The following is a 15,576-nucleotide window of genomic DNA, read 5'->3' on the forward strand; positions in this document are numbered from 1 at the left end:
CGTGGCGGTTAAGCGTCCGACCGGGCGCCTGATCAAGATCCACCGCAGCTATACAGTCGAAGAGGCGGCGCGGGCGCTGGGTGTCGCCAAAGGCACTGTGCGGCGGTGGTTGAAACAGGGCCTGGAGTGCCTGAATGATCAACGTCCGGCATTGATCCTGGGGCGCGACCTCAAGGGTTTCCTCGAAACCAAACGCAGGCCGAAACAGTCCTGCCGTCCGGACGAATGCTTCTGCATGTCCTGCAAAGCGCCCAGACGCCCGGCGTTCGATGAGGTCGAGTTCCACCCCATGACGGCCACCGGAGGCAATCTCAGGGCGCTTTGCGAGGCCTGTTCCACGGTGATGCACAAGCGCGTTTCAACAAGCGGTCTGGAGGCCTTGAAGGCGATTTTGACGGTGATCGAACCGCAGGCGGAAACACCCATAGGTGAGGGCGCTATTGCCTGCACAAATGATCACTTTGAAAAGGAGCTGAAAAACCATGCGTAAGCACCACTCGAAAAACGAACGGATTAAGCGCAAATACCTTGCCTATCTGGAAGAGGCCAAGCGCATGTCGGAAAAGAGCACGGACCAGGTGGCGGCGAGCCTTACCCTGTTCGAGATCTCCACCGGCCACAAGGACTTTGCCGCCTTTCACATCGAGCAGGCGCGCAAGTTCAAACGGCAGCAGGCGGAACAGATCAATCCGAAGACGGGTAAGTCACTGGCGAAGGCGACAATCCATTCCCGTTTGATGGCCTTGAAGGCGTTTTTCCATTGGTTGGCGGGGCAGCCGGGCTACAAGTCCAAGATCAGCTATTCGGACGCTGACTATTTCAATCCCTCCGCCAATGATGGTCGCATTGCCACGGCCAAGCGGGAGAGGCCCGTGCCCAGCGCCGATCAGATCAACCATGTCCTGAAATCCATGAAAGCCGAAACCGATATCGAAAGGCGCAACCGCGCACTTGTCGCATTCGCCTTCCTGACCGGTGTGCGCGACGATGCAATGGCCTCGCTATCGATCCGGCATGTGGATCTGGAGAGGCGAACGGTCAATCAGGATGCGCGAACCGTGCGCACCAAGAACCGCAAGACAATCCTGTCCCTGTTCTTCCCTGTTGGCGTCGATGTGGAAGCCATTGTTCGCGACTGGATTGGCTTTCTGACCCAGGAAAGGCTGTACAGTCCTGATGATCCCTTGTTCCCGTCAACCAGGGTTGGCCTGACTGACAAACGCGTCTTTGGCGCGCTAGGCCTGTCGCGGAGCCATTGGTCGAATGCAGGGCCGATCCGTAAGATCTTCCGGCAGGCTTTCGAAGGTGCCGGGTTGCCCTATTTCAACCCACACAGTTTTCGCAAGACGCTGGCGCTGATCGGCGAACGCCAATGTCGAACGCCGGAAGAGTTTAAGGCCTGGAGCCAGAACCTTGGCCATGAACATGTGCTGACGACCTTCACCAGCTACGGCGAGGTTTCAAGCCACCGGCAGGCGGAGATTTTGGGGAGTTTGGGTACAAGAGGCGAGGCATTGCTAGAAGCTGGGGAGGCGCCGGACGCGATGACAATCCAGCAGGTTCTGAAGCACTTGGCTGCGAATGCCGGGTAGAGGATAGGGACCTGCATTCTCAGACAGGAATGAAGCAGTTCAAATCATTTGGATCAATTCTGGTGCTGCAAGAGCAAGGTGCTCGGGACTGGAGTTCCCTCTGGAAACAACCTCAGATCGCAGTTAGGTTTATGTAACACTTGTATTGTTGGAATCAGGGTCCGCTAAATGACGCCATCGGAATTCATCAAGAAATGGCGCAATGTTCAATTAAAAGAACGTACCGCTTCCCAATCCCACTTCAATGACATTTGCAGGCTCCTTGGCTTGGACGATCCGATAACTGCGGATCCTACCGGTGAGTGGTTCACCTTTGAAAAAGGCGCGTCCAAGACGAGTGGTGGCGAAGGCTGGGCGGATGTCTGGCGCAAAAACAGCTTTGCTTGGGAATACAAGGGCAAGCGGGCGAATCTCGACAAGGCCTTCGACCAGCTCCTACAGTATTCGATTGCGCTGGAAAATCCGCCGCTTCTTATCGTTTCGGATATGGATGTGATCCGCATCCACACCAACTGGACCAACACGGTTCAAAACGTTCACACGATCCTGCTTGATGATCTGACCGACGCGACAAACCGTGATCTGCTGCGCAATGCCTTCGTCGATCCGGAGAAGCTCAAGCCTAGCAAAACCCGGCAATTGGTTACCGAACAGGCCGCGCAGAATTTTGCCAATATGGCCCAAAGTCTCAGGGATCGTGGCCACGAAGCACACAAGGTCGCTCATTTTATCAACCGGCTTGTGTTCTGCATGTTTGCCGAAGATGTGGATCTGCTTCCGAACAAGATGTTTGAGCGGATGATCAAGGCTGCCCGGCCGCAACCGGACACATTTGCCATACATGCCAAGAGCCTGTTTGCCGCCATGAAAGAAAAAGGCGGAATGGTTGGTTTTGAGACGGTGGATTGGTTCAATGGCGGGTTGTTTGACAGTGATGATGTCTTGCCCTTGGAAGCGGAAGATCTGGATGACCTGATCCGTGCAGCAACGCTGGACTGGTCGGATATTGATCCGTCTATCCTTGGCACATTGTTTGAACGCGGTTTGGACCCGGCCAAGCGCAGCCAGCTTGGCGCTCATTACACCGACCGTGAAAAGATCATGCAGATTGTTAATCCGGTCATCGTCGAACCGCTTCTGGCCGAATGGGGCGAGGTAAAGGCAGCGATTGAGGCTTTGATCGACAAGGCCCCGAAACAGACAAAAGAAAAGCTGTTGCGTGGCAAGGAACTGGCCGCACGCACACGGGCGCTGGACAAGGCTGAAAAGCTGCACCTTGATTTTATTGCAAGGATCAAGAACTTCCGGGCCCTGGACCCGGCCTGCGGCTCGGGCAACTTTCTTTATATCTCCTTGCTGGAACTCAAGAATATCGAACATCGGGTGAATCTGGAAGCCGAGGCGCTGGGCTTGCCACGTGGATTTCCCCAAGTTGGACCGGAGGTCGTGCTCGGGATAGAGCTCAGTGCCTATGCGGCGGAGTTGGCGCGCGTCTCTGTCTGGATTGGTGAAATCCAATGGATGCGGCGGAACGGCTTTGAAGCGGCCAGAAATCCGATTTTGCGCACGCTCAACACGATCGAAAACCGCGATGCGGTCTTGAATGAGGATGGAACGCAGGCGGATTGGCCAAAGGCGGATGTGGTGATCGGGAACCCGCCGTTTTTGGGCAATAAAAAGATGATCCGTGAACTTGGCGAGGATTACACAGCCACTCTACGTCGGGCTTATACCGAGGTGCCGGACGGTGTCGACCTCGTGGCATATTGGTTTGTCAAAGCTTGGGGGCAAATTCGGTCGGGCAATCTTTCAAGAGCAGGGCTAGTGGCTACAAACTCGATCGCAGGAAAAGAAAGTCGAGTCGTCTTAGAGAGTATTCTTAAACACGGTCGGATTTTTGATGCTTGGAACGACGAGGAGTGGACAGTTGAGGGCGCTGCTGTTCGGGTGGCCCTGATTTGCTTTGGAATTTCCCATGATGGACCCGATAAGTTGAATGGTACTGTGGTCAACGGCGTTTTTGCTGACCTGAGGCCAAATCTAGGCTCAGCCGACTATTCAACGGCAGTAAGACTCTCGCAAAATAAAGAAATTTCCTTTATTGGGATTCAAAAAAACGGCCCCTTCGATGTAACCGAAGAGGTTGCACGGGAATGGCTGCAATTGCCAACCAACCCGGATGGTTCCAAGAACTCAAACGTTTTGAAACGCCTGTGGTCAGGACGAGACATCGTAACTCGTGATCGCGCACGTTGGGTTGTTGATTTCTTTGGAAAAACGGATGAAGAGGCTGCATTTTACGAAAAACCGTATTTGCACGTTACTGAGAACGTTTACCCAGACCGTATTAAAAACAACCGCGAGATACGACGGCGTAACTGGTGGCTTTTTGGTGAGGTTATGCCAAAGATGAGAAGCCATGCACTTTCTAAACGTCGTTATATAGCTACTAGCCTGACCTCGAAACATAGGTTCTTCGTATGGGCAAATGTAAACACTCTTTGTGATAGTACTACTGTTGTAATTGCCAGAGACGACGATACTCAATTTGGAATTCTTCAAAGCTGTTTCCATGTCGAGTGGTCAATACGCTTAGGTAACCGACTAGGGGTTGGAAATGATCCTCGTTATACACCCTCCACCACCTTCGAGACCTTCCCCTTCCCCGAAGGCCTTACACCCAATATCCCTGCCGCCGCTTGCGCCGATGACCCGCGTGCGAAAAAAATTGACGCTGCTGCTGCACGCTTGAACGAGTTACGGGAAAACTGGCTAAATCCCGTCGAATTGGTGGAGCGGGTACCCGAGGTCGTGCTGGGCTATCCTGACCGAATCCTGCCGAAGAACGACGCCGCGGCAAAGGAACTCAAAAAACGCACGCTCACCAACCTCTACAACGCCAGGCCTGCCTGGCTGGACCATGCTCACAAGGCGCTGGATGAAGCGGTGGCCGAGGCCTATGGCTGGGGCGACGACTGGCGCGACGGCAAGCTAACTGAGGATGAAATCCTGGCGCGGCTGTTTAAATTGAATCAGGAGCGCGCACTTGCCGAAGCCAAGGCAACAGCGAAAAAGGTCAAACCGAAAGTGGAGAGGAAAAGAAAAAGCGCGTTCAGTGCCAGCGGTAGTCCATTGGAGAAGGCTTTGCGCTCCAGTATGAAGGGGCAAGAATGATGCGGCGCTTCACTATAGAGCCGACCGGCATGCCGGACCTACCGGGTATGATGCTGGCGACGATTGAGGCCTTGAAACAGATCGGCGGTTCGGCATCCATTCAGGAGCTAGAAGAAAAAGTCATCGAGATCGAAGGCCTGTCCGAGGAAGAGCAATCTTACACCCAGCCCGGTGACGATCCGCGAACCCGCGTCGCCTATTTCCTTGCCTGGGCGCGCACGTATCTGAAGCGCGGCGGGGCGTTGGAAAATTCATCCCGAGGCATCTGGGCGCTCACCGATGATGGCGAGGCTATCATTAGCAGGGAGCAGACCGAAACCATTCATAAAAAGGTTCTTGAGGAGGAGCGCGAGCGGTCCAAGGCCAAGCGCAAGGAAAAGTTGGAGAAGGAAGCTGCGCGCAAGGCAAAACGCCAAGCCGCCCCGGATCAGATCGAGTTGGAGCCGGAAGAAGACAATGGCGGCGCGGCGGACTGGAAGGTCAGGCTTCTGGAAGTCATACGCGCCATGGACCCGGCCGCTTTCGAGCGCCTGTCCCAGCGGCTCCTCAGGGAAGCCGGGTTCATCAAAGTGGAAGTGCGCGGCAAGACCGGCGATGGCGGCATCGATGGCGTCGGGGTGTTGCGAGTCAATTTGGTTTCGTTTCAGGTCTATTTTCAGTGTAAGCGCTGGAAGGGCAGTGTCGGTTCGAAGGAAATCCGCGACTTTCGCGGCGCCGTACAAGGCCGGGCCGACAAGGGCCTATTCATCACCACGGGAACCTTCACCAGTCAGTCCTCGGAGGAAGCCACCCGAGACGGAGCCATTGCCATCGACCTTATCGACGGCGACCGTCTTTGCGACCTGTTGAAGCAATATGATCTGGGAGTGAAAACACGAATGATCGAGGAGGTGACCATTAACGACGGGTGGTTCGATGGCGTTTGATGATTATTGCGAGTAAAATGTTGGTCTTTTTGTTGGTCTTTCAAAAATTGAGCTGAATAGAGATATTATAGATCAATTACTTATTTAAAAAATCACATGCCTCTCCTGGCACCAAATATTCTTTCGGATGGACTGCCAAAATCCGAAATTCCGAAAAAAGGTCCGGTTTCCGGGCCTTTTTTCGTTTTTTGAGCCGGTGCCGATGCTCTTGGATGCAGTAAGGGCGACAACTTAACTGCGTTAAGTGGCGCTTATGTTTTTGTTGGCAATGCTGCGGCTCCAAAAATCTGTTGTTGCTTTCCCAAAAGAAAATAAGATGCGTTACTGTTCTTCAGGAGCCTAAATGTATCGCCTGATTTCTCCCTCTGTGTTTCTGCTGGTTACCGCAGTTGGCCTTAGTGCGACGGTGTCTTACCATGAGGCGGTCAAGCTTGCCGAAACAAGCCGTTTCACATCCTTGGCGGAGCAGGCTAGCAACAGCATTGTCTCGAGGGTGGGAAACCACATCTCTCTGCTTCACGCAACGCGTGCGCTCTACTCTGCCAACAAGGGCGAGGTGAGTGAGCAGGCGTTTTCGGCCTTTGTTTCAGGGCTGGATCTAAGCGGCGAGTATAGTGGCGTTCAAGGGATCGGGTTTGCCAAGGTCTTTGAGCCAGATGCAGAGCCGGGCATCGCGGCTGATCTCAAGAGAAATTACAATCTGGATCGTGAAATCTGGCCGGAGTCGTCTGAAGACCTCAGGACCGCGATCATTCTGCTCGAACCATCCAATCCGCGAAACATGGCAGCCCTTGGCTACGACATGTACAGCGATCCGGTTCGCCGCATGGCCATGAGAAGCGCCGTAGAGCTCAGGGATGCGGTTGCTTCCGGCCCGGTGGAGTTGGTTCAGGAGATCACCGAGGACAAACAGGCAGGCTTCCTTGTCTACCTTCCCTGGCATGCGCGCGGCGCTGACGAGGGTGACGGAGCCGCGGAAGACTTGCTCGACGGATTTATCTACGCCCCCTTTCGCGCAGGCGATCTTCACCGTGCGGCATTGGAGCCTGGAGCGCAGTTGCCGGTTCTGGTCGAGACATTCGACGTCAGCGGCAGCGAGCCGATTCAGCTTTACAAATCCGGCGGTTTCGAAAGCCGCGTCGCGGATAGCGGGCCAAGGGTGATCGTTTCTGCCGAGGTGGCGGGCAGGAATTGGGAATTCAACATCTATCCAACCAGACAATTTCGCGATCCATCAGACTACTATCCGGTCTATGGGCTCGGCGTCGGGGTCCTTCTGATCGCTTTTTTTGCAGCCGCGCTGTCTCATGCCCAGTTCCGCGCAGGTATGACTGCAAGGGCGTTGGCAACTGCAAATCGAAAAGGCCTCGAAGAAAAGGAACTGATGCTTCAGGAAATGAAGCATCGCTTGAAAAACGCGATTGCCCGTATCGCGGCAATTGCGCGTCAGACCGCCAGCAACTCCGAAGACCTCGAAGAGTTCTCGCAGTCCTTCCAGTCGAGAATGATCTCGATGGCGAACGCTCAGGATATGCTGACCCGCCCGCAGTGGTCGCGGGCGGATTTGAGGGAGCTGCTCTCTTCTGAAGTGTCTCAAGTCCTTGGTGATGACGTGGCCAATGAAGCTCTGTCTGGCGACCCGGTTGAGGTGAACGAAAAGGCGACCCAGGCATTGGGACTGGTCTTCCATGAGCTTGCGACCAACGCGCTCAAATACGGTGCTGTGACAGATGCTGAAGGTGTCTTGTCTGTTTCCTGGCGGATCGATGGGCGTGGCCGCCAACGCCGCCTTTTGATCGAGTGGGTCGAAAAGCGCGCGCCGATTGCTCTTCAGGCTGATAAAAAAACGGGCTTTGGCACGCGTTTGATTGATATGAACATCAAGCTGGAGCTCTCGGGCACGATCGAGCGGGAGATCGGAGAATCTCAGACCCGTATTCTGATCCGCCTTCCGCATGCCTCTGTTTCCTGACGACTGCGATCAATAGCTGTTGCACCCTGAAGTGGGTGATACTGCCCCGGTTTGCCTGGCAGGCGGTCGAAAGAGAGGAATTGCGTCGGGGAAACCTTGCGCGAAGGCCTTTCATGTTCTACCTGACAGATGATCTTAAATGGGCGTCTTTGCCACGATTTACCTGAGTTCCTCCGCAGGCCGCAGGGACAGTTTGAGGAGCCAGTGACTGTTATGACGATCCGCAGCCACAAGCTCGATCTTCCTGATCTTTCTGCCTATGAAAATGCCGAGGCTGTCGCGGTTGACACTGAAACCCTCGGGCTCAACCCTCATCGAGATCGTCTGTGCGTCGTGCAGCTGTCTTCGGGCGACGGGAGTGCCGATGTAGTGCAGATTGCACGGGGCCAACCCGAGGCGCCCAACCTTGCCAGACTTTTGGCTGATCCTTCCAAGCCGAAGATTTTTCATTTTGCAAGATTTGATGTAGCCGTTCTGAAGAAGTATCTGGATATCGCGGTGACTCCGGTGTGGTGCACCAAAATCGCATCAAAGCTTGTGCGGACGTATACGGATCGCCACGGCCTGAAGGACATTACCCGCGAGCTCGTGGGGGTCGAGTTGTCGAAACAGCAGCAGAGCTCTGATTGGGCCGCCGAAAACCTCTCGGACGCACAGCTGGCCTATGCAGCATCTGATGTGTTGCACTTGCACAAGCTAAAAATGCGCCTGGAAGCTATGCTCGAGCGAGAAGAGCGCACGCAAATTGCCAACGCCTGTTTCGAATTCCTGCCGGCTCGCGCCGAGCTCGATCTCAAGGGTTGGGACGAAAACGATATTTTCGCTCATTCATGAGCGTTAGAGGATCCACGCTGCAATGACGATGGCAGTAGCCGATACGACTGGAGTGACCGCACAGCCTACAGAAAGCCGTGCACAGCGCGCTGCGCGTCGCCACAGCCGGATGGTCAAGGTTTTACGTATCTTGCTGCCGCTCACCGGGGTGCTGATTCTGGCGGGCATGGCTGCATTGGTCATCGTGTTCAATATTTTGACCGGGCTCGGCATTGGAAATGTAAGCCTTAGCAGTGACGGCCTTGTTATGGACCGCCCGGAGCTTTCCGGCCATGACGGGGAACGATCCTATAAAGTGTCCGCAGTCAGAGCCATCCAGCGGCTAAGCGATCCCCGGATCATCGATCTTGAGAACATCCGGGCCGATATCGTGCTAGACCCCTCTCAAAGTGCGAAGGTTTCAGCACTCAAGGGAACATATGACAATGGCGCTGAAACTCTTGCGCTCTATGATGGCCTTCAGGTGGAGTGGAGTGAAGGCTACATTGTCGACCTCGCTGAGGTAACTATTGATTTGAAATCCGGGGCGTTGAAAACGACAGAGCCGTTCTCGATCCGATCGGAAAATGGCAACATTCACGCTGGACAATTGACCTATGATCAGGACAAGGGGATCGTCCGGTTTACCGACGGTATCAAGATGGTGCTGACCCCGGGCGCGCAAGAGGAATAACCTATGATGAAATTTCTAAAGGTAGCTGTTATTGGCGCTTTTTCTCTATGCGCATTGACCGGTTACTCCGCTGCGCAAACCTTCTCCGATGCATTCGCCGGCTTTGGCTCCAACGACAAGGAGCCGATCCAGATCGAGGCAGAAGAACTCGAGGTCGAAGACAAGACCAACAGCGCCACCTTTCAAGGCGATGTCGTCGTGACCCAGGGTGAGACACAGCTTAAAACGCAAAAGTTGCGGGTTTTTTATGATGGCTCCGCCTCGGGCACCACGCAGCAAAAAATTTCGCGTTTGGAGGCCGCCGGACGCGTCTACATCTCCGCTAAGGATCAAACCGCGACTGGCGATGAGGCCAGTTTCGACATGAAGCGTGAAGTTATGGTTATGACTGGTGATGAAGTCGTGCTCAGTCAGGGGCCGAACGTAGTCGTTGGCAATCGTCTGACCGTCAATCTGAAGACGGGTAAGGCGGACCTTCAGGCTCAAAAAACAGGGCGTGTAAAGGTTCTTATCCAGCCCAACAGTCTCGACAATAACTAACAGCATTCTTCTGGGGCCACTGACTGCTTGCCGTTGAGGTTGCGGGATCTCGCCGGAAATAGCCAATAATGGAATTCAATTGGTGAAACTCTTCCCCTTTGCCTCTTCAGGTAAACCCAAATCCGGTGATGAAAGTGCCCAGGAGCCGGGCTCGCTCGTCGTCGATGGTATTGGCAAGACTTATGGTCGCCGCCAAGTTGTCAAATATGTGAGCCTTGAGGTCAAACCGGGTGAGGCTGTCGGTCTCCTTGGACCCAATGGGGCGGGCAAAACCACCACTTTCTACATGATTACGGGCCTGATCCGTCCGGATCAGGGCGCGATCGCTCTCAATGGCTTCGATATCACGCGCCTGCCCATGTATCGGCGTGCGCGACTGGGGATCGGATACCTGCCCCAGGAAGCGTCGATTTTCCGCGGGCTCACGGTCGAAGAGAACATTCGCGCCGTGCTGGAAGTGATCGAGCCCGATCGGCGCAAGCGCAATGAAGATCTGGACGAATTGCTGGCAGAGTTCGGGCTTACTCATCTGCGCAAATCGCCCTCTATCGCACTGTCCGGGGGGGAACGGCGACGCGTCGAGATCGCTCGGGCGCTGGCCAGCCGACCCTCTTTCATGCTGCTGGATGAGCCATTCGCGGGCATTGATCCGATTGCGGTTGGCGATATCCAGCAACTCGTTCGTCATCTGACCGAGCGGGGGATCGGCGTTCTGATTACGGATCACAACGTCAGGGAAACCCTGGGTCTCATTGACAGGGCCTATATTATTGCTGCGGGTGAAGTTCTTACCGAAGGCCTGCCGAACGATATTGTAGCCAATCCGGACGTGCGCCGTTTGTACCTGGGCGAGCAATTTACACTTTGATGACAACACCGGGGATAGGGTATAGCAAGAAGCGGACCAACCACGCTTAGAGAAGACCCCGGACTAGATGGCAATTACAACAAAGCTGGAGATGCGGCAAAGCCAGTCGCTGATCATGACGCCGCAGCTGATGCAGGCGATCAAGCTGTTGCAAATGTCGAACCTTGATCTGGTCGCCTACGTCGACGCAGAACTTGAGAGAAATCCGCTTCTTGAAAAGGGAGACAGCGAGTCCAATGTCTCCAGCGAGATTGGGGACGCTCCGGCATCCGATGATCGGCCTGCGCAAGGGGAACCTGCTACGGCGGGCGATGAGCCTCAAGCTGGTGACTGGATGGAGAGCCAGTTGGAAACCGGGTCCGAAGCGATTGCGACGCGCCTCGATACAGATCTCGGCAATGTATTTCCAGATGAGCCAGGCGTACCGTCCTCTCCAGACCCTGCCGCGCTAAAGGGCGGCGACAGTTACAAGAACACCTCCACTAGCTCCGCGGGTGAAGACTACAATCTTGAAGCGTTCGTCGCGGAGGAGGAGTCGCTTGTTTCCTCGCTGGAAGACCAGATGCACCTGGTTTTTTCAGAGCCGGCAGACAAGTTGATTGCCGGTCATCTGATCAATTCTCTGGACGAAAATGGGTATCTTTTTCTTGATCTTGAAGAGGCGGCCCTGCAGCTGGGTGTCTCGCTCGAGAGAGTGGAAAGCACACTCGCTGTCTTGCAAACGTTCGAGCCTGCAGGCGTTTTCGCCAGAGGTCTTGCCGAGTGTCTGAAATTGCAACTGATTGATCGCAATCGGTTCGACCCTGCGATGGAAGTCTTGATTGAGAACATTGAGCTTCTCGCCAAGCACGATTATGTCGCTCTGCGGCGCGTTTGCAGCGTGGATGACGAAGATCTGGCCGAGATGATCGCGGAAATCAAGGCGCTGGATCCAAAGCCCGGCAGCGTCTTTGGTTCATCGTTGGTTCAACCGATGGTTCCCGATGTCCTGATCAGGCGTTCGCCGGATGGAACCTGGTCAGTGGAGCTGAACACAGACACCTTGCCGAAGGTCTTGGTCAATCAGACCTATTACGCAACGATCACGCGCAACGCCCGGAACGAGGTTGAGAAGGAATACCTTACGGATTGCCTGCAGACGGCAAACTGGCTCGTGAAGAGCCTCGATCAACGCGCGAAAACGGTGCTCAAGGTGTCGACAGAAATTGTTCGACAACAAGACGGGTTCCTGACCTACGGCATTGAACATCTGCGGCCGCTGAACCTGAAAACCATCGCGGATGCAATTGGAATGCATGAGTCCACCATTAGCCGGGTCACGTCCAACAAGTACATGGCAACACCGCGTGGTATCTATGAGCTCAAGTATTTCTTCTCATCTGCCATCTCGGCCACAGTTGGTGGCGATGCTCATTCCGCCGAGTCTGTCCGGCATAAAATCAGGCAGATGATCGACGCAGAATCGCCGTCTGCCATTCTTTCTGACGATACGATTGTTAAAAACTTAAAGGACGATGGCGTGGATATTGCGCGGCGGACCGTTGCCAAATACCGTGAAGCGATGAAAATTCCATCATCAGTTCAAAGGCGGCGGGAGAAGCGTGCCCGTAGCTAACTATCTAAAATAAAAGACAAATTATGACCGTCTTTAGCACTCGCCTCTTTTCGCAGGGGAATGCAGGCAGATTATGCGATACTGGCGCGTGTCATTTCAGACCGACCGCAATTGACAGCAGCGATGCGGGTGCGTATACGACGCGCCGCAAGTGTAGGTGACGAGGGGATGGCGCTTCCGCGCTGACTGGTCCATTCTGTTGGCTTGAAACGTGACCCGTTTCAAGCGTCGGCCTTTGGTCGACGGCCTTTTGGTCCAAACGAGAATAAGAGGTCCCCATGACTTTGCGGATTTCGGGAAAAAATGTTGATGTTGGTGACGCGCTGCGGACCCATGTCACAGACCGAATTGAGGATGCGCTTACCAAGTATTTTGCCGGCGGCTACAACGGTCATGTGACGTTGAGCCGGGAAGGTACCGGGTTCAAGTCGGAATGCACTCTGCATTTGGATACTGGCACTGTTCTGCAGGTGTCGGCTCAGGACCAGGAGCCGCGGCAGAGTTTTGATCAGGCGGCGGACAAGATTGAAAAGAGGCTGCGGCGATACAAGCGAAAGCTGAAGGACCATCACGGTCACAACAGCAATGGTCGCGAAGCTTTCGAGGCGGCTTCCTATGTGCTTGCCTCGACCGAGGACGAGGAAGAATTGCCAGCAGATTTCAATCCGCTGGTAATTGCCGAGACCTCGGCGAAGGTCAAAACGATGACAGTTGGCATGGCTGTGATGGAGCTGGATCTGACGGAAACGCCAGTCGTTCTGTTCAAAAATGCAGCAAACGGCGGCGTAAATGTCGTCTATCGTCGTTCAGACGGCAATATTGGCTGGATTGATCCGGCCTTGGTGGCTCAGCAGGCTGCCGAATAAAAATTACCATGAGTTGGCGCCGGCTCCCCTCCAGAGCTGGCGCTGACGCACTTGTAGGCATTTGAAATGGATCTTGGTGATCTTCTGACAAAAGAGGCGGTAATCGCCGGACTAAAAGCCAAAAGCAAAAAGCAGGCTATTCAGGAAATGTCTGCGAAAGCAGCTGAGTTGACAGGGCTTTCCGAGCGTGAAGTCTTCGATACGCTGCTTCAGCGCGAGCGTCTCGGGTCGACCGGTGTTGGCAATGGCATTGCGATCCCACATGGCAAGCTGACTCGCCTGGATCGTCTCGTTGGATTGTTTGCGCGGCTCGACAAGCCTGTAGACTTTGATGCTCTGGATGACGAGCCGGTTGATTTGGTGTTTCTGCTTCTGGCGCCTGAAGGGGCTGGTGCCGATCATCTCAAGGCGCTTGCCCGAATCGCAAGACAGCTTCGGGACGCGGCGGTCACAAAAGGCATCCGCAGCTCAAGTGACCCAGAAGCGATCTATGATCTGCTCACCCAGTCAATTGCGTCATCCAACGCTGCTTGACCGGCTGAACCTTTCTGAGATGACATGAAAACCGGCTTTGTGCCGGTTTTTTCGTTTCTGCCGCGTTTTACGCTTTCACGCGCGCCGGCTCTCTTTGCGGTGGAAGTCGCGTACCATTTGCATCGTCAGAGAGGTCTTTCGGCCCTTCCACAAGAGCCCGGAGCGAGAGTGCTGAAAGCTCTGCTCGTGGCGTTGTTTCTTCCGGAATTCGCCAGAATGTCGACTTGATCGCCATCAGACCGACGGAAGGGCTTGAGGACAATACCGCAAATGGAACGGCAAGCAGTGGCCCCAGAGCAATCGGGATCACGGGCCAAACTGTCGCAAGTGGTTGCGTCGCAATCCAGGCGATGGCGAGCACGCCAAACAGGGTTTGTGGCCAAAGTTTCGATGCCGAGAGCCCAAGCGGGAGCTGTTCGACCTCACGACCTTGCGCACCCCAGCCTATGGTCTTTCCAAGAGCCAGACCGCCAATGAACAGCGTGTGTGCCATTGCCATGATTGGTGCGAGCATCGAGGAATAAACGATTTCTGTCAGGGCACTCGCTAGGACGCGGAAGGTGCCGCCAAAGCCTTTGCGAAGGTCTTTTTGCGCGAGAATGTCAGCGACGGTGGCAAGCTTTGGTGCAAACACCATCGTCATGATGGTGATAAAGAGCAAGTAGCCGGTATCGGCGCGAAACAGCGGTGCCTCACCTGCTGCGACGCCAGCAAGCCCGGCGCTCACCATGAAGCCGATCCACGCAGGTGACCCGATGAACATCAGCATCGCCAGGAAGAGCTGAACACGACTGATTGGCAAGAGGCCTGGCATGGTCAATAAGCGCCGATACTGGAAGTTGCCTTGGCACCAGCGCAAATCCCGACGGATAAACTCAAGCAGGTGTGGCGGGTTCTCCTCGTAGCTGCCGCCTTCTTGCGGCAATACGCGAACCTCATAGCCGGCGCGGCGCATCAGGACCGCTTCGACCTGGTCGTGGGACAGAATGGCGCCACTCAGCGGTCCATTGCCTGGCAAAATCGGCAGCTTGCAGTGCTCGATGAAGGGCTTGATGCGCAAGAGCGCATTATGCCCCCAATATGGGCCGCAATCGCCCTGCCACCAGGCGCTGCCGATGGTGTAGGACCGCATGCCAAGGCGCATTCCGAACTGGAACACGCGCGCAAACGCGCTTTCGGTGGGAAGGCCGACGACCAAACTTTGCAGGATGCCCAGGCGAGGGTTCAATTCCATACGTCGTACAAGACCGAGGACTGCGTCTGCGGACATGTAACTGTCGGCATCCAGAACAAGAGCGAAGTCGTAGTCACCACCCCATCTCTCGCAGAAATCTTCGATATTACCAGCCTTGAAACCGGTATTAACTGCCCGTCTGCGATAAGTTACGGGAATGTCTGAACCCCAGCTTCCCGTAAGGCGGGCAGCCATTGCCTGCTCTTGCAGGGCGATGTCATCACGTGATGTGTCGCTGAGGATGAAGAGCGAGAAGGACTTGGCTTCGCCTGAGCGGAGCAAGCTGGCTAACATTGCGTTGAGACGGGTCTCAAGCAGTTCGGCGTCTTCATCGCGAATGCAGGAAAGGATTGCCGTCCGCGACGTCAGCGCTGCATCGGTGTCACCGGTTGCAATCGGACAGACATAGGCTGCTGGATCCTTTGCCAGGCGCATGGTGAGCAAGCCGATGACGGCGTTCCAGAAACCTATGATGGTCCAGGGAAGGGTCAACAGGAAACATGTGACCATGATGCCCTTGAGAAGGCCGAGGTCGCCTGTCGCCAGGGTCACAGCCATCAGGCTCGCGAGAGCGAAGAAGCTGGCGATGATCAACCCTGCAAAGACGAGCCGACGACGGGTCATGGTCAATACTCTTGAGTTTTGAAGCTGCATTTCAGATACATCACGCATAAATGTGACTTTCAAAACCGGATTGCTTCGCAATAGTGCAATTGTCAACGGTGCTTACGGATCGTCCAGTGACGTA

At 54.9% G+C, this 15,576-nt stretch carries 13 protein-coding genes; 12 read left to right on the forward strand and 1 reads right to left on the reverse strand.

Annotated features, from left to right (window positions below; all coding sequences use genetic code 11):
- The first annotated feature begins 1 nt into the window (after position 1).
- From ABJZ52_RS06555 to ptsN, 12 genes are all read left to right on the forward strand, one after another.
- On the forward strand, positions 2 to 490 hold the full coding sequence (locus ABJZ52_RS06555) for a helix-turn-helix domain-containing protein (protein ID WP_348189437.1): 489 nt from the start codon (positions 2 to 4) through the stop codon (positions 488 to 490).
- Complete coding sequence (locus tag ABJZ52_RS06560) at positions 483 to 1,592, forward strand: tyrosine-type recombinase/integrase (RefSeq protein ID WP_348189435.1); 1,110 nt, start codon at positions 483 to 485, stop codon at positions 1,590 to 1,592. Before ABJZ52_RS06555 ends, ABJZ52_RS06560 begins: the two co-directional genes overlap by 8 nt.
- Before the next feature lie 168 nt (positions 1,593 to 1,760).
- Positions 1,761 to 4,766 (forward strand): DNA methyltransferase, encoded by a 3,006-nt coding sequence (locus ABJZ52_RS06565; RefSeq protein WP_348189433.1) that lies wholly within the window; start codon positions 1,761 to 1,763, stop codon positions 4,764 to 4,766.
- Entirely contained in the window at positions 4,763 to 5,692 is a 930-nt protein-coding gene (locus ABJZ52_RS06570) for a restriction endonuclease (RefSeq protein ID WP_348189431.1), read from the forward strand. The genes ABJZ52_RS06565 and ABJZ52_RS06570 overlap by 4 nt, the downstream gene beginning before the upstream one ends.
- A gap of 343 nt (positions 5,693 to 6,035) precedes the next feature.
- Positions 6,036 to 7,664 (forward strand): CHASE domain-containing protein, encoded by a 1,629-nt coding sequence (locus tag ABJZ52_RS06575; protein ID WP_348189429.1) that lies wholly within the window; start codon positions 6,036 to 6,038, stop codon positions 7,662 to 7,664.
- A gap of 213 nt (positions 7,665 to 7,877) precedes the next feature.
- Positions 7,878 to 8,498 (forward strand): ribonuclease H-like domain-containing protein, encoded by a 621-nt coding sequence (locus ABJZ52_RS06580; RefSeq protein ID WP_348188690.1) that lies wholly within the window; start codon positions 7,878 to 7,880, stop codon positions 8,496 to 8,498.
- A gap of 22 nt (positions 8,499 to 8,520) precedes the next feature.
- On the forward strand, positions 8,521 to 9,171 hold the full coding sequence (gene lptC, locus ABJZ52_RS06585; RefSeq protein ID WP_348189426.1) for an LPS export ABC transporter periplasmic protein LptC: 651 nt from the start codon (positions 8,521 to 8,523) through the stop codon (positions 9,169 to 9,171).
- Positions 9,172 to 9,174: 3 nt separating this feature from the next.
- Positions 9,175 to 9,711, forward strand: a complete 537-nt coding sequence (lptA, locus tag ABJZ52_RS06590; RefSeq protein WP_348189424.1) for a lipopolysaccharide transport periplasmic protein LptA — start codon at positions 9,175 to 9,177, stop codon at positions 9,709 to 9,711.
- Positions 9,712 to 9,793: 82 nt separating this feature from the next.
- Positions 9,794 to 10,579 carry an LPS export ABC transporter ATP-binding protein gene (lptB, locus tag ABJZ52_RS06595; protein ID WP_348189422.1) on the forward strand — a complete coding sequence of 262 codons (786 nt, stop codon included), beginning with the start codon at positions 9,794 to 9,796 and terminating at the stop codon, positions 10,577 to 10,579.
- Positions 10,580 to 10,646: 67 nt separating this feature from the next.
- Entirely contained in the window at positions 10,647 to 12,194 is a 1,548-nt protein-coding gene (gene rpoN / locus ABJZ52_RS06600) for an RNA polymerase factor sigma-54 (protein ID WP_348189420.1), read from the forward strand.
- Positions 12,195 to 12,472: 278 nt separating this feature from the next.
- Positions 12,473 to 13,060: a ribosome-associated translation inhibitor RaiA gene (gene raiA / locus ABJZ52_RS06605; RefSeq protein WP_348189418.1), complete on the forward strand. Its 588-nt coding sequence runs from the start codon at positions 12,473 to 12,475 to the stop codon at positions 13,058 to 13,060.
- 66 nt (positions 13,061 to 13,126) lie between these two features.
- A complete protein-coding gene (gene ptsN / locus ABJZ52_RS06610; protein ID WP_348189416.1) occupies positions 13,127 to 13,594 on the forward strand; it encodes a PTS IIA-like nitrogen regulatory protein PtsN in 468 nt (155 codons plus the stop codon).
- Positions 13,595 to 13,661: 67 nt separating this feature from the next.
- Here the strand turns inward: ptsN and mdoH are convergent, their stop codons facing one another.
- A complete protein-coding gene (gene mdoH / locus ABJZ52_RS06615) occupies positions 13,662 to 15,500 on the reverse strand; it encodes a glucans biosynthesis glucosyltransferase MdoH (RefSeq protein WP_348199885.1) in 1,839 nt (612 codons plus the stop codon).
- Between the last annotated feature and the right edge of the window lie 76 nt (positions 15,501 to 15,576).

It is taken from the genome of Roseibium sp. (assembly GCF_039982295.1).
In the GTDB taxonomy this organism is placed as follows: domain Bacteria; phylum Pseudomonadota; class Alphaproteobacteria; order Rhizobiales; family Stappiaceae; genus Roseibium.

Excerpts from the sequence above, each read along its gene's own strand:
- ABJZ52_RS06560 (WP_348189435.1), top strand. The coding sequence starts at position 483 with ATGCGTAAGCACCACTCGAAAAACGAACGGATTAAGCGCAAATACCTT.
- ABJZ52_RS06565 (WP_348189433.1), top strand. The coding sequence starts at position 1,761 with ATGACGCCATCGGAATTCATCAAGAAATGGCGCAATGTTCAATTAAAA.
- ABJZ52_RS06570 (WP_348189431.1), top strand. The coding sequence starts at position 4,763 with ATGATGCGGCGCTTCACTATAGAGCCGACCGGCATGCCGGACCTACCG.
- ABJZ52_RS06575 (WP_348189429.1), top strand. The coding sequence starts at position 6,036 with ATGTATCGCCTGATTTCTCCCTCTGTGTTTCTGCTGGTTACCGCAGTT.
- ABJZ52_RS06580 (WP_348188690.1), top strand. The coding sequence starts at position 7,878 with ATGACGATCCGCAGCCACAAGCTCGATCTTCCTGATCTTTCTGCCTAT.
- lptC (WP_348189426.1), top strand. The coding sequence starts at position 8,521 with ATGACGATGGCAGTAGCCGATACGACTGGAGTGACCGCACAGCCTACA.
- lptA (WP_348189424.1), top strand. The coding sequence starts at position 9,175 with ATGATGAAATTTCTAAAGGTAGCTGTTATTGGCGCTTTTTCTCTATGC.
- rpoN (WP_348189420.1), top strand. The coding sequence starts at position 10,647 with ATGGCAATTACAACAAAGCTGGAGATGCGGCAAAGCCAGTCGCTGATC.
- raiA (WP_348189418.1), top strand. The coding sequence starts at position 12,473 with ATGACTTTGCGGATTTCGGGAAAAAATGTTGATGTTGGTGACGCGCTG.
- ptsN (WP_348189416.1), top strand. The coding sequence starts at position 13,127 with ATGGATCTTGGTGATCTTCTGACAAAAGAGGCGGTAATCGCCGGACTA.
- mdoH (WP_348199885.1), bottom strand. The coding sequence starts at position 15,500 with ATGCGTGATGTATCTGAAATGCAGCTTCAAAACTCAAGAGTATTGACC.